Origin of the sequence: Sorangium sp. So ce327, assembly GCF_051530205.1 — a bacterium.
Classification (GTDB): Bacteria; Myxococcota_A; Polyangia; order Polyangiales; family Polyangiaceae; genus Sorangium; species Sorangium cellulosum_B.
Window position 1 is genome coordinate 10,262,445 of record NZ_CP150330.1, and the last position, 13,426, is coordinate 10,275,870.

Genomic DNA, 13,426 nt, shown 5'->3' on the forward strand with positions numbered 1-13,426 from the left:
GCGCCCGCGCCCATGACGGAGCGCGGGGCGATGTCGGTACAACGTGCGATGTGACCCAGGAGGTTGCCTATGAAGCCTGGAGTGATGCCGTTGCGTGGCGCGATCGTGGTGACCATGGCTGTCAGCCTGGTCGCGGGGGCAGCGCTGGCCCGCGGCGTGCCGATGCTGGAGAGTTACGATCCAGTGCCCGGTCCCTCGCCGTGGGGCCCTGACGACGAGGCGGGCGCCTCCAACACGCAGACGCCGGACAAGGTCCTCGAGGGCAAGCGCCTGATCAAGGAGGGCAAGGTCTATCGTCTGGGTCACGTCTACGAGCCCGGTATGCCGACGTTCCCGGGCAACCAGGGGCTCTCCCTGGAGGCCGGCCCGACCGCGGTCATCCAGCAGCAGGTCACGAACTCCGAGGTGATGCACGGGGAGTTCGGCCAGATGGGGACGGAGTTCGACGCGCTGGGCCATTTCGGCTACATCCCGCCCGGGAGCACGGACCCCGCCGACGCGCTCTTCTACAATCAGTTCACCGGCGCCGAGATCCTCACGGAGGACGGGCTCGCGCACCTCGGCGTCGAGCACGTGAAGCCGCTCGTCACGCGCGGCGTGCTCCTCGACGTCAAGCGCTACGCGAACGGCGGGCAGACGCTCGCGTTCGGCCAGGAGATCACGCTGGCCATGGTGAAGAAGACGCTGCGCGCGCAGAAAATGGACGAGCGCGACATCGGCGTCGGCGACGTCGTGCTGATCTTCACGGGCTGGGAGGAGAACTGGGAGCTCGGCACCGAGGGGTATTACACGCAGCCAGGCGTGGGGCTGGCCCAGCCGGGGATCGGGATCGAGGTCGCGAAGTGGCTCTCCTCGAAGGGCATCGCCTGCGTCGGGTCGGACAACTTCGGCATCGAGGTCACCCCGCCGAAGCCTCCGGTGGCGCCGGGGGTGGTCTTCCCGGTGCACCATCACTTGCTGGTGAAGAGCGGAATCTTCATGCACGAGGTGATGGTGCTCTCGGAGCTGGCCGCGGATCTGGCCGCGGAGCTCCAGGAGCGGCCCCACGGCCACAAGAGCCCCTACGAGTTCTTCTACGTCTACAGCCCGCTGCCCCTCCGGGGCGCGTCCGGATCACCGGGCATCCCGCTCGCGATCCGGTGAGCGGATCGGCGACACGGGGCCGCGCGCGCCCGCGTCACCCGGCGAAGCGTTGATGCCCCTGGACCATTCTGCCAGCCGAGCGCATCCCTCGCCCCTCCTGTCCAGGGGTTGCCACTGCGCGTCAGAGCGATTCACGCTGTGGGGCTCGCCGGGCTGGTTTCCAGGACGTGTCCGAGGCGTCTCTTCCCGCGGCGTCGAAGGAACAATCAGGCCACGCCGGCGAACTCGGCAGCTCCACCCGGGGTGCCAGGCCAGCTCGCTCCGCTGCTCTGGGTCTGATAGAATGGTCGTTGGCCATGCTCGAGCTCCTCCGCAACGCGCACCACACGGTGACGATCGACCCGGTTTCGCAGATCGCCCGGGTCACGCGGAGCGCGCTGCCGTCCGAGTCTGTCGTGCAGTTCGAGGAGCTGTGGATGGAGGTGAGCCGCGCGCTCGACCGGGTCGACCGCCATCGGCTGTGTCTGCTCATCGATCTGCGCGCCGCCGTGGGGCGGAACGACCCGCAGTTCGAGGCGGCGATGCAGCGGATTCGGCCGCCCGTGATGGGCCGCTTCCGGCGCGTCGCCATCCTCGTGCGGACGCCCGCGGGGGCGCTGCAGATCCAGCGCCATGTCCGCGAGGACGGCATCGATCGGATGATCGGCAGCGACGAGGCCCGGCTGCTCGAGTACCTCCGAGAAGCACCCGCGCGCATCCGTTGACGCGGGTCGCGGTCGCGATCGGCGCAGCCCCCCCCAGACGCGCGCGGCTGCGCCGCCTGCGATCCGCGTCGAGGTGTCCTCCGTCCGGCGATATCCATCGCGGTATCCCATGCTCCGTGAGGAGACGATGATCCGAAGTCACCCCCGGCGCCGCCGCAGAGCGAACGGCTGCCAACCACGCGCCATCCCAGGTCGCCCCCCGGCCCGGGCCGCGGCACGCCCTCTACAGTGCTCGGACGAGCCAGACGCGGCTCACCTTTCGTGACTGGCCGGCGACGATTCTTGTAACCTGGCGAAAATAAACGGATTTCATGGCCAGCGACCGGCCGCCCACGCGGGCTCTCGGCGAGCACCTGGGCCGGCGAGAGCCCGCGAGGGACGTGGCCAGTCGAAGACTGGGACGGATCACCACTCCTGGGCCGCTGCCCATGTCCTTATTGAGCTTTGCGGCCCCCTTACTCCGGTCTTCCCGTTTGTTGTGCGATGTGCTTGTCAGTTCGCGAATTCGCCGTATAGTGGATGCGAGTCGCGCCCCTGCCGTCCGCAATCTGGTCATGCGGCGTGTTGCAGCGCTCGTGTCGATCTGCCAGGTCGAGGCCTCATCCGTCCCGGTTTCGCGCTCGCGATGCCCTGGACGGTGTGTTCCGTACCGGAGAGCCACGGCGCGGCGGGAGGACAGCGAGGCATGCCTGGCGCTCGATGAGCGGTCGAGTCGAGAGATCGACAGTCTACTCGATGGGGGGAGAGGGGTATGGTGGTACGGACCGATTGCGGTATCGAGGCTCGTGTTCTCAAGGATTCACGGGCCTCCCGGCGGCTCGCCATCGCGCACGTGGTGAGCAGCTTCCAGATCGGCGGCGCCGAGCAGGTGGTCGTCGATCTCGCCGCGTCCCAGCGCGCCGCGGGTCATGACGTGCTGGCGGTCGCGATCGCCGAGGATCCGGACGGCCCGCGCGCCGAGCAGCTCCGGCGGCGCGGGGTCGAGGTGCACCTCGCGCCGAAATGCCCGGGGTTCGACGCGACGCTCACCGCCCGCCTCGCCGCGCTGTTCGCGACGAAGGGCGTCACGCTCGTCCACGCGCACAACCACCTTTCGCTCATCTACGCGGCGCCCGCCGGATGGCTGCACCGGGTCCCCGTCATCCACACGAAGCACGGCGTGTCTCAGGACATGCAAGGACGGAGCTGGCTGCGCCGCGCCGCGTCCGCGTTCGTCGATGCTCACGTCGCGGTGTCGCAGCCGACCGCGGCGGTCGTCCTCGGCCGGCGCGAGGTCGACCCGCCGAAGCTGCATGTCGTCGTGAACGGCATCAATCTATCGCGGTTCGCGCCGGATCCGGCGGCGAGGGTGCGGGTGCGGGCCGAGCTCGCGATTCCACGAGACGCCTGGGTCGTCGGGAGCGTGGGGCGCCTCTCTCCCGTGAAGAACCACGCGCTGCTCGTGCGCGCCGCCGCGACGTCGCTGCCCCGGAACGGAAGGGTGCTCCTCGTCGGCGAGGGCGCCGAGCGAGCGCGGCTCGACGCCCTCGCGCGCGAGCTCGGGGTGTCCGAGCGCGTGCTGTTCGCCGGCGAGCGCCACGACGTGCCGGCGCTCCTCGCCGCGCTCGACGTGTTCGCGCTGCCCTCCCTCTCCGAGGGCCTGCCGCTCGCGCTCCTCGAGGCGATGGCCGCTGGGCTTCCGGTCGTTGCGACCGACGTGGGCGGCGTGTCCACCGTGCTCGTCCACGGGGAGACGGGCTACCTCGTGCCGTCCGACGAGGTAGCGCCGCTCGCCGCGAGGCTCTCGGAGCTCCACGCCAATCCCGCCCGCGCCGCGCAGATGGGCCGTAGCGGCCGGATGCTCGCGCTCCGGCGCTACTCGGCCATCCGGATGGCCGAGCGTTACATGGATCTGTACGCGCTGCTGCTCCTGCGGCATTCGCGGCGCGCCGCCGCGGTCCGCCCGAGCGCCCTGCTCGCCCGGATCTGGGGCGCGGACCCGGCGCCGCGCGCAACCACCGCCGCCCCGCACCGCGACGGCGGGCGAGCTCTCGGCGATCACCCGTCGTCGCGCTCGCCGGCGCCGCTCGCGAGCTGATCGCGCGGCGGAGCGCCGCCGTCGCCGAACGCTGCTGCTTTCAAACGCTCTCGAGGGGGGACGACTCATGTCGAACGCAATGCGATGGCTCTCGGATCTCCTGGCCTCGCCCTGGGCGACGCGGCCATTCACACCGATGATGCACGGCCATTCGACCATCATCGTGATGCATCGGCTCGCCGACCCGGATCGCGGGATCGAGGGCCTCGATCCGCGCGCCCTCCGGCGCGCGCTGCAGTTCCTGCGACGCGAGCGGTATCCGCTCGTGTCGCTCGAGCGGGTGTTCCGGGGCCTCGCGGGCGAGGAGCCGCCCATCGACCGGGCCGTCGCGTTCACGATGGATGACGGCACGATCGACCAGGCGACGGTCGCCGCGCCGATCTTCGCGGAGTTCGATTGCCCGGCCACCATCTTCGTGGTGAGCGGCTATCTGGACGGCCATCTGTGGTGCTGGTGGCACCGCGTGGAGCACGTGTTCGAGACGACGCGGCGCCGCGAGCTCAGCGTGATGGTGGGCGGCATCCACCACGTCATCCGCCTGCACGACGGCGTCCCGCGGGCGCAGCTCGCGCGGCGCTTCATGGAGCGGTGTAAGCGCGTGCCCGAGACCGAGAAGCTCCGCGCCATCCAGCGGCTCGCCGACGCGGCCGAGGTCGATCTCCCGGCGCGCCCTCCCGCGCGGTACGCGCCCATGTCGTGGGATGACGTCCGCGCGTGCGAGGCGCGCGGCATCACGTTCGGTCCGCACACGGTCACCCATCCGGTGCTCTCCAGGACGAGCGACGCGCAGTCGAAGCACGAGATCCACGTGTCCTGGGCGCGCCTGCGCGCCGAGGCCAGGCGCCCGGTCCCCATCTTCTGTTATCCGAACGGGCACGTGGGGACGGACTTCGGTCCTCGCGAGTGCGCGACGCTTCGCCGGCTCGGCTTCCTGGGCGCCGTGACCAACTGGCCTGGCGACCATGCGACCGTCAGCGGATTCCGTAGCTCCGTCGACGCGCCGTTCTCGGTGCCGCGGATCGACTTCGGCGCGGATCACCGGAGCCTCATCCGCTCGGTGTCGGGCGTCCGGCGGACCAAGCAGCTGCTGGAGCGGCAGCTCGCCCTGCGAAGCGCGGTGGCGCCGGTCGATCCGGGCCTGACGCTCGATGGATCCCAGGAAGAAGCCGAGGGCCCGCCGGCCCCGCTGGTCCAGTGATCGCGGAACCCGCGCGCGGCCGCTCACTTCTTCCGATAGGCGCCCGGCGTCGTCCCCGTGCGGCGCTTGAACGCCGTCGTGAGGTGCCCCTGATTGGAGAAGCCACACTCCAGCGCGATCTCCGCGATGGACAGCCGCTCGTCTTGGAGCATGGTCATCGCCCTCTCGATGCGGCGCGAAATGACGTACTGGTGGGGAGTCTGGTGAAAGGCGCTCTTGAACAGGCGCGAGAAATGGTCCGGCGAATAGCCCACCAGCCCCGCCAGGTCGACGAGCCCGAAGTTCGAGGAGAGCTCGCTGTCCACGAATTTTTCGATCTGAGTTCGCTGGCTCCTCGAGAGGCTCGCGTTGCGCAGCGAGATCTCCGCCCCTGATCCCGCGCCGTACCGCGCCGACAGGTAGGAAGCCAGCGCCAGGCAGAGCGACTGCACGTAGACGGCCCCGAAGTACTCCTGCCCCTCGGCCTGCGCCTGCAGGCGACGGACAAGGTCGACGACATGGGCGTCGACCAGACCGAACCGCGGCTCCCGCTCCGGGACCAGCACGCCGGACGGAGACGCGCAGAGCGCCAACATGGATGCTTCGGGGAAGTTCACCGACGTGCACACGGAGGGCCGCCCCCGCCACTCGACGCTGTACAGCCTGGTCCTCCGCGGCAAGAGGTCCATCATTCCCGAGAGCCGCTCGAAGGAATGCTCCCGGACCTCGCCCGAGGCCGGCTCCGCGAAGCGAATGTCGACCTGCGAGGGGCCTCCCGTCCACACAAGGACCGCGTCGCTCTGCGCCTCCAGCCCCTCGAGCCGGCCGCTCTCGGGCACATACCCGATCCGGAGCGGCAGCCCCACCCAGTCCGAGCCGGTGAGCGCCGCGCCGTACTTTGCTGAATACTCCGCGGTCATGCCTCGGGTCGCCCCGGAGCATCGTCGGCGTCGAGGAACACGGGGGTCAAGCCCCCCGTGCGCTGGGCATGTGAGCGCACACACACCTCTGCTCGCTGGCGCCGGGTGGATCGGGTCCCGCGCGTCGGGATCCTGAAAAGCTTCGCCGGGAATTTGAACGACCTCTCTGCGAGCGCCACGTACCCTTCCCTTCACTTCCTCGCAGAGGCTGTGCGGGTGGTGTGGCATTGCGCCGAGCGCCCGCCCTCTCTGCTTACAACACAATTTTCTTCGGTCGCTGACCGGGAGCGGGGCTCACATGTCCACCTCGACCTCTTCGCTGCTCGTCCGCCGTGGCGCATTCGGCACCTTTGCCCGCGGGATTCCGCTCGTGGGCCTTCTCTTGGTCGGTTCCATGGCCTGCTCCAGCGCTTCCGATGGGTCGTCCGACGGCTCGGGCGGCTCCGGAGGAGGGGCTTCTTCCTCCGGCGACGCCCAGACGACGAGCGCGGGTGAGGGCTCCGGGGTCTCCTCGACGACGAGCGGAGCGAGCAGCACGACGGCGACCAGCGGCTCGGGCGGTGGCGCTTCTTCCAGCAGCTCGAGCAGCGCCGGAGGGGATGGGGGCGCGAGCAGCAGCAGCAGCGCAGCGGAAGCATCGAGCGGCAGTGGCGGCTCTCCCGACACAGGGTTCCAGCCTTGCCCTGCGACGGGCGCCTGCAAGATCCTGCCCCTCGGGGACTCGATCACCTTCGGTCTCGGCTTCGACGGCGGCTACCGGGTCGAGCTCTTCCACCTTGCCACGCAAGACGGCCACGAGGTCACCTTCACGGGCACGCAGCAGATGAACGGCCCCGCGATGGTCGATGGCAAGCCGTTCCCCCGCAATCACGAGGGCATCAGCGGAGAGACCATCCAGCAGATCGCCAATCGTATACCGACCCCGGGGCTCCGGGAGATGCCGCACATCGTGCTGCTCCACGCCGGCACCAACGACATGTATCGAGACCCGAACGGCGCCGACACCCGCCTGGGCGCGCTCATCGACGAGCTGATCGCCGAGGCGCCCGACGCGCTGATCGTCGTGAGCAACATCATTCCTCTCCCGAGCAGCGCGAACCCGGTGAGCACGTACAACGCGAAGATCCCCGCGCTGGTCGAGGCGCGCGCCAGCAAGGGCGCGCACGTCGTCTTCGTCGATCAGTTCAAGGACTTCCCCACGTCCGAGCTCGGCGACGGGGTCCATCCCAACAAGGCTGGCTACGCCCGGATGGCGGGCCGCTGGTACGACGCGATCTCCGACTACCTGAGGTGATCCGGGCGCCAGCCCGATCGAGAGACCGCCGCCCCGGTCGGGGCGCGCGGCGGCGCGATTGCCCGACATCACGAGCGTTCCGTCCCCGCGCGCGGCGCACGGCGCGGCAGCGGCCGATGGACGACCACCCTTGCGTGCGCCGGCGCGCTGTCATGTTCGTCGCGCTGTACCGGATCTTCCTCCGCTTTCGGTTCGGCCTCTTCGCTGCGGTCCTTCGCTCGTCGAGCGCGCCGCGCACGGAGAGCGCGCGACCTTCAAGCCACGCTGCCGAGCCTGGGTGAGCAGCATGAAAGCCTGACGGTGAGCTGGTAGATGCCAGCAACCTCGGTCGTCCCCCCTTGAGCCGCTCCGACCGCGTCGTTTTCCTGCTGTGCGTGAAATCGCCACGCACATCAAAATGTTGTTGAGCTTACATCCGACACCATGATAGGCGTGCGCCGTCGTCTTGTCGTTCCTTCATCAACCGAAGAGAGGTTCATGTGAACAAGGTGTCAGGATCGATGTCCCTGCTGTGTGCCGCCGTGGTGCTGGTGGCGTGTGGAGGAGAGCAAGGTGCGGAGCTCTCCGAGGAGGTCGGGTCGAGCGAGGAGCTCCTGAGCGTCGCCGTGGCGCTCACGGTCGGCAGCACGCATGCCTGTGCTGCGCTGACCGACGGCACGGCGTACTGCTGGGGCTATAACGGAGACGGCGAGCTCGGTGATGGGACGACCACGAACTCGAGCAGCCCGGTGCAGGTCCCGGGGCTGTCCAGCGTCGTCGGTATAGCGGCGAATTTCTACCACACCTGCGCCGTTGACGGCGGGGCCGTCTATTGCTGGGGGAGCAATGGTTACGGGAAGCTCGGCGATGGGACCCGTACAGCACGTCACGCGCCGACGGCCGTCTCGGGCCTCTCCTCGGGAGTCATCGCCGTGACAACCGGATACGACCACAGCTGCGCATTGCTCTCCGGGGGCTCCATCCAGTGCTGGGGATCGGACATGTACGGGCAGCTCGGGGATACGAACGCGGCGACCGATCAGGTCACGCCGGTGACGGTCTATGGTATTACCGATGCGGTGGCCGTCGCAGCGAATCAATATTCCACCTGTGCCCTCCACAGCACGGGAGCCGTCTCGTGCTGGGGAGACAACTACCTCGGTTCGCTCGGAGACGGCACCCAGACCCTCCGGCAAACACCTGTGAGCGTGACAGGCATCTCGACGGCAACTGCCGTGTCGCTCGGTTCCAATCACACCTGCGCCCTGCTGTCCGATGGGACCGTGAAGTGCTGGGGAAGTAACAGTTCTGGTGAGCTCGGGATAGGCTCGACGTCGCCCGTCTACAACACCACTCCGGTTACCGTCACCGGGATCAGCGACGCTGTGTCGATCAGCGCCGGTTACAACTATGTCTGCGTGGTTCACGCCGGCGGGGGCGCGTCCTGCTGGGGCCTGAACGGTAACTATCAGCTGGGGGACGGCACATGGACCAGCAGGACATCACCGGTCTCCGTCTCGAGCCTCAGCAATGTGACGCGGATCGCTGGAGGATACGTGTCGACATGCGCGGCCATCTCGGGCGGCGGAGCCAAGTGCTGGGGCACCAACACCTTTGGGCAGCTCGGCAACGGAAGCACCACCGGGAGCAGCACGCCCGTCAGCGTCGCGCTGCCGTGAGCCGTCGGGGAGCCGGGCGGCTCGCCATGACTTCCCGGCCAACCAAGGACGCGCTCAGGCGACCACCTACGTGAGGGCGGCGGGCCCGCCGGCGCGGCGCGCGGCGGACGACACCCGCCCGAGGGCATCGGCGAGCGCGCCGCGCGGATCCGCCGGCAGATCGAGCGAGCGCCACGCCACATAGCCGTCCGGGCGGACCAGCGACGCTCCCCCGGCCCCGAGGCCAAACGCTTTGCAGAACGCTCCTTCCTCGGATGGCAGCACCTCCGCGCCGATGCAGACGCATTCGAGCTCGATGCCGAGCTGCTCACCGACCTGCGCTGCGGCGGGGCGCCACCGCGCGTCCTCGGTGAGCAGCACCCAGCGTCGCTGGAACAGATCGAGCGTCGACAGCCGCTCTCCGCCCCTCACCACCCACGCGTGCGGCGCGCGCGTGCCGGGCTGACCCGCCCATTGCTCGGGCCGCAATGCCGGCGGGAGCCCGTCGCCGGCGCCGAGCACCGCCGTCGATCGGACCAGCTGCCCGAGCTCCATGGCGTCGTCGTCGAGGATCGGCGCGCCTCCGGCGGTCCCGCCCGCGTGCGCCTTGTAGTCTTCCCGGGCGAAGATCTGGTGATGCCGGAGCCACGCGATCGGGCGCCGCTCGGCGTCATACGTGTCGAGCAGCTCCGGCGCCGACGCGCCGGAGAGGACGGCAGAGAGCTTCCACGCGAGGTTGTGGGCGTCCTCGATGCCGGTGTTCGCGCCGTAACCGCCCCGGTTGGGCGGCAGCGTGTGCGCGGCATCCCCGGCGAGGAACACCCTGCCGGACGTGAATCGATCGGCGACGAAGGCGCTGATCTCCCAGCGCCCGGTGGTGACGATCTCGATCTCCAGATCAGCCCTGCCGATCGCCCTGGAGATCAGCGCTCTCAACGTCGCCGCGTCGCGCTCCTCGTCATCCCAGAAGATCAGCACCCAGCGGCCATCGCCGTACGTGGTGAGGAACGCGCTGAAGCCCGGCTGCTCGATCGCGAACTGCGTGACCCCCGTTCGAAGGTACTCCTCGAGCGGAGCCCGGAAGAGGACGCTGCGCACCGTCCGGATGTGCCCTCTCCCGGCGCGGCCGATCCCGAGCGCCTCGCGGATCGCGCTGCGGTGGCCGTCCGCCGCCACCAGGTAGGAAGCGCGCAGCGCGACCTCTCGCCCGTCGCGCTCGCGCAGCCAGGCGGTCACGCCGCCCGGGTCCTGCTCGAAGCGGGTCAGCTCGGTCCCGAGCCTCACGTCGGCGCCGAGCTCGACCGCCCTGTCTCGAAGCCTGGGCTCGAGACGATCCTGGGCGATCGCGGCACCCGAGCACGGCGAGCGCTCGATCGCGGGCGCCACCTGCTCCCCGGGCGTCCACGGGACCTCCTCGAACCACGCCCCGGCCAGGCTCTCGACCCGAGCCCGGCGCAGCCGAAAGCCGGGCGGCACCTGCGGGATGTGCGGCCCAAGCCCGACCGCGCGGTAGAGCTCCAGCGTCCTCGGCGTGTAGCCGATCGCGCGTGGATGCGGCGAGCTGCCAGCGTGCCGCTCGACAAGCACCGTGCGCACACCTCGCCAGGCCAGGAACACCGCGGCCGACAGGCCGACCAGGCTGCCCCCGACCACGAGCACCGACGTCGATTCTACGTGCATGAGAACCGTCCTTTGATACAGTGTATCACTACGATACAGTGTATCGCATCGGATTTGTTGTCAACCGGCTGCCGATGCGAACAAGACGAGCGATGACCGCACGGCAGAAAAAACCGCACGCGACCGGCGCCTCCCTCATCTGGGACCGCCCGGAGCCGGCGCTCCGTCCCGCTCCTGGGCCGCTGAGCAGAGACCGGATCGTGCGCGCGGCCATCGCGCTCGCCGACGCGGAAGGCCTCGCCGCGGTGTCCCTGCGCAAGATCGGGGCATCGCTCGACGCCGGCCCGATGCGCCTCTACGGCTACCTGGACACCAAGGAGGAGCTGCTCGAGCTCATGGTGGACGCGGTGTACGGGGAGATGGCGTCCGCGGGGCCGATCCCCGGCGGCTGGCGCGAGGCCCTCCGGACGATCGCCCACCGCACCCGTCGCGCCGCCAGGGAGCACGGGTGGTTCATCGATCTGCTGGGAGGCCGTCCCCATCTGGGCCCGAACGCCCTGGCGCACCTCGAGGCCTCGCTCGCCGCGCTGAGCGGCGCTCCGGGCTTCGAGGACATCGATGCCGTCATGATGGCGGTCGGGACCGTCAACGCGTACGTGATCGGCGCCATGCGCAGCGAGGCGAACGAGCTACGCGCCGAGGTCGCGAGTGGCATGGATAAGACCGAATGGCAGCGGGCGTCGGAGGCGTACATCCGCCGGGTGATCGCCACCGGCCGCTTCCCGACGCTCGCCAAGGTGGTCAAGGACGCCACCCACCCGCCGGCCGACGCCGCGTTCGACAGGGGTCTCGACTGCGTGCTCGACGGCATCGCCGCGCGCCTCTCCTGCGGCGCGGCGGCGGGAAAAGGCCCCCGCGAGCGGCGGTAGCCGCGGCCTTCCTAAAGGACGCGCAGGAACGCCGTGAGATCGGCCTTCTCTTGCGCCGTCAGCTTCGTGCCGAGCACCAGGTTGAAGAACTCCACGGTGTCCTCCAGCGTGAGCAGGCGCCCGTCGTGCAGGTACGGAGGGCTGTCCTTGATGCCGCGCAGCGGGAAGGTCTTGATGGGGCCGTCCGCCGTCGCCATCCGTCCGTTGATGAGCACGGGCTTGAAGAAGCGCTCCGCCCGCAGGTTGTGCATCAGGTTGTCCGTGTAGTACGGCGCGGCATGGCACGTCGCGCACTGGCCCTTGCCGTTGAAGATCTGCTCTCCGCGGAGCTCCTCCGGCGTGGCCTTCGCGGGGTCGAGGCGCCCGTTCAACGCGAGCTTCGGCGCCGGGGGGAAGTCGAGGATCTCCTGGAACTCGGCCATCGGGTGCACCTGGTGCCCCCGGTCCAGGATGTTGATCCCCTTCTTCACGGCGATGACGATGTCACCGTCGAAGTACGCCGCTCGCTGCTCGAACTCGGTGAAGTCCTCGACGGTCTTGAGCGCGCGCTGCGAGCCGAAGAGGCGCTGGATGTTCACGCCGCGCAGCGTCGGGGTGTCGACCCGGTGACGGAACTCCTGCGGCCTTATGTCGCCCACGAGGTGGGTCGCGTTGTTCGTGTGCCCGTTCGCGTGGCAGTCGAAGCAGGCGACGCCGAGGCTCGCCTTCTCCGAGCGCCGGTCCGCGGTCGCGTTGAACTGCATCTGCGGGAACGGCGTGACGAGGAGGCGGAGCCCCTCGAGCTGCTTCGGGTTCAGGATGCCGTTGAAGAGCTCGTAGAAGTTGTCGATCGTGACGAGCTGCCCCTTGGAGACGTCGCCCAGGTCAGGCCGCGTCGTGAGGTAGATCGGCGGCGGGAACTCGGAGATGAGGTGATCCGGGATATCGAAGTCGAGATCGAAGCGCGTGAGATCCCTGCCCGTCTGGCGCTTCAGCTCCTCGATCTGGAGCTTCGGGAAGAGCATCCCGCCTTCCGGCTGGTTCGGGTGGGGCAGCGGCAGGAAGCCCTGCGGCCAGAGGCCCTGGTCCCGGATGGCGTCGGGCGTGAGGGCGGCCAGCGATTCCCACGTCGTCCCCTTCTCGAGCTTCACACGGACACCGCCCTGAACGGGCTTTCCGCGCGACATGGTGACCCCGGGCGCGGGGCGGTTCGCCAGGTCGTACCGCGCGTCGAGCAGCGTCTGGTGGCGCTTCATCACGGCGGGTTTGTCGGCCTTCATCCGGGCGAGCAGCGCGGCGAACGGCTCCTTGTCGTCGACCGGCAGGTAGCTCGTTCGCGGCGTGGCGGGGCCGGGCGGCGGATACGCGTTCATGGGCGCCCTCGGGCCCGTGGGCGCGACCGCCTCGGGCGTCCCCGGCGGCGTGCCACGCGTGCTGTCAGGCGCCAGATGTACCGCCCCCGGCGTCGAGGCGCAGTTCACGAGGCCGAGCGAGAGCGCGGCAGTGCACGCGACCACGCACGTGATATCCATTCTCTTCACAGGCATACGAGCGGCTCCTTCACGAGGGGTACGTCGTCAGAAATGGCTGGCCGAGCGCCCCGCCTCCCGGCGCGCGGAGCTCCCGCCCGGTGCACACGAATGGCGGCTCGCCGGGCACACAGCCGAGGCGCCGTGGGCAGTTCCGCCCGCAGGCGACTCCTGTGCCAAGGGTGCGCCCGCTGTGCGCTCCGTTCCTGATCAGGCGCGGAGCGGGGCAATTTGCGCGGGAGATCGTGCCTCCTCGCTCGGATCGGCGAACGAGCACGCCTCGCGCCATCGCGGGTCACCGTGCCCGCGGAGCTCACGAGCGCGGCTCCGTCCAGCCGATGTGCGGGCCGCGCGAGGCAAACTGCCACGATCCGTGGCATCATGGCTTGCGCCCCGCCGCGCCGCGTGCGCGACCGG

The 13,426-nt window shown here is 69.6% G+C and carries 10 protein-coding genes; 7 read left to right on the forward strand and 3 right to left on the reverse strand.

The features are described from left to right. The first annotated feature begins 69 nt into the window (after nt 1-69). The 4 genes from WME95_RS38390 to WME95_RS38405 all read left to right on the forward strand — a co-directional run bounded on the left by WME95_RS38390 (nt 70) and on the right by WME95_RS38405 (nt 5,122). Nucleotides 70-1,143: a cyclase family protein gene (locus tag WME95_RS38390; protein WP_437904269.1), complete on the forward strand. Its 1,074-nt coding sequence runs from the start codon at nt 70-72 to the stop codon at nt 1,141-1,143. A gap of 296 nt (nt 1,144-1,439) precedes the next feature. Next, entirely contained in the window at nt 1,440-1,847 is a 408-nt protein-coding gene (locus tag WME95_RS38395) for a hypothetical protein (protein WP_437904270.1), read from the forward strand. A gap of 751 nt (nt 1,848-2,598) precedes the next feature. After that, nucleotides 2,599-3,924: a glycosyltransferase gene (locus WME95_RS38400; protein ID WP_437904271.1), complete on the forward strand. Its 1,326-nt coding sequence runs from the start codon at nt 2,599-2,601 to the stop codon at nt 3,922-3,924. Nucleotides 3,925-3,991: 67 nt separating this feature from the next. Beyond that, a complete protein-coding gene (locus WME95_RS38405) occupies nt 3,992-5,122 on the forward strand; it encodes a polysaccharide deacetylase family protein (RefSeq protein WP_437904272.1) in 1,131 nt (376 codons plus the stop codon). A 23-nt stretch (nt 5,123-5,145) separates the two neighbouring features. On the opposite strand, the gene WME95_RS38410 is transcribed toward WME95_RS38405, so the two are convergent. Then, nucleotides 5,146-6,021 carry a helix-turn-helix domain-containing protein gene (locus WME95_RS38410; protein ID WP_437904273.1) on the reverse strand — a complete coding sequence of 292 codons (876 nt, stop codon included), beginning with the start codon at nt 6,019-6,021 and terminating at the stop codon, nt 5,146-5,148. A 394-nt stretch (nt 6,022-6,415) separates the two neighbouring features. On the opposite strand from WME95_RS38410, the gene WME95_RS38415 reads away from it, so the two are divergent. Then, nucleotides 6,416-7,315 (forward strand): SGNH/GDSL hydrolase family protein, encoded by a 900-nt coding sequence (locus tag WME95_RS38415; protein ID WP_437904274.1) that lies wholly within the window; start codon nt 6,416-6,418, stop codon nt 7,313-7,315. 500 nt (nt 7,316-7,815) lie between these two features. Continuing rightward, on the forward strand, nt 7,816-8,973 hold the full coding sequence (locus WME95_RS38420) for an RCC1 domain-containing protein (protein WP_437904275.1): 1,158 nt from the start codon (nt 7,816-7,818) through the stop codon (nt 8,971-8,973). Between the two features lie 66 nt (nt 8,974-9,039). Here the strand turns inward: WME95_RS38420 and WME95_RS38425 are convergent, their stop codons facing one another. Further along, nucleotides 9,040-10,632 carry an FAD-dependent oxidoreductase gene (locus WME95_RS38425; protein WP_437904276.1) on the reverse strand — a complete coding sequence of 531 codons (1,593 nt, stop codon included), beginning with the start codon at nt 10,630-10,632 and terminating at the stop codon, nt 9,040-9,042. Between the two features lie 92 nt (nt 10,633-10,724). Here WME95_RS38425 and WME95_RS38430 point away from each other — a divergent pair, with 92 nt between their 5' ends. Continuing rightward, complete coding sequence (locus WME95_RS38430; protein WP_437904277.1) at nt 10,725-11,501, forward strand: TetR/AcrR family transcriptional regulator; 777 nt, start codon at nt 10,725-10,727, stop codon at nt 11,499-11,501. An 11-nt stretch (nt 11,502-11,512) separates the two neighbouring features. On the opposite strand, the gene WME95_RS38435 is transcribed toward WME95_RS38430, so the two are convergent. Continuing rightward, on the reverse strand, nt 11,513-12,853 hold the full coding sequence (locus WME95_RS38435; RefSeq protein ID WP_437911071.1) for a cytochrome B6: 1,341 nt from the start codon (nt 12,851-12,853) through the stop codon (nt 11,513-11,515). Nucleotides 12,854-13,426: the final 573 nt, after the last annotated feature.

Bases quoted from the DNA above. Each gene is read 5' to 3' on its own strand.
- WME95_RS38390 (WP_437904269.1), top strand. From the start codon at position 70: ATGAAGCCTGGAGTGATGCCGTTGCGTGGCGCGATCGTGGTGACCATG.
- WME95_RS38395 (WP_437904270.1), top strand. From the start codon at position 1,440: ATGCTCGAGCTCCTCCGCAACGCGCACCACACGGTGACGATCGACCCG.
- WME95_RS38400 (WP_437904271.1), top strand. From the start codon at position 2,599: ATGGTGGTACGGACCGATTGCGGTATCGAGGCTCGTGTTCTCAAGGAT.
- WME95_RS38405 (WP_437904272.1), top strand. From the start codon at position 3,992: ATGTCGAACGCAATGCGATGGCTCTCGGATCTCCTGGCCTCGCCCTGG.
- WME95_RS38410 (WP_437904273.1), bottom strand. From the start codon at position 6,021: ATGACCGCGGAGTATTCAGCAAAGTACGGCGCGGCGCTCACCGGCTCG.
- WME95_RS38415 (WP_437904274.1), top strand. From the start codon at position 6,416: ATGGCCTGCTCCAGCGCTTCCGATGGGTCGTCCGACGGCTCGGGCGGC.
- WME95_RS38420 (WP_437904275.1), top strand. From the start codon at position 7,816: ATGTCCCTGCTGTGTGCCGCCGTGGTGCTGGTGGCGTGTGGAGGAGAG.
- WME95_RS38425 (WP_437904276.1), bottom strand. From the start codon at position 10,632: ATGCACGTAGAATCGACGTCGGTGCTCGTGGTCGGGGGCAGCCTGGTC.
- WME95_RS38430 (WP_437904277.1), top strand. From the start codon at position 10,725: ATGACCGCACGGCAGAAAAAACCGCACGCGACCGGCGCCTCCCTCATC.
- WME95_RS38435 (WP_437911071.1), bottom strand. From the start codon at position 12,853: ATGAACGCGTATCCGCCGCCCGGCCCCGCCACGCCGCGAACGAGCTAC.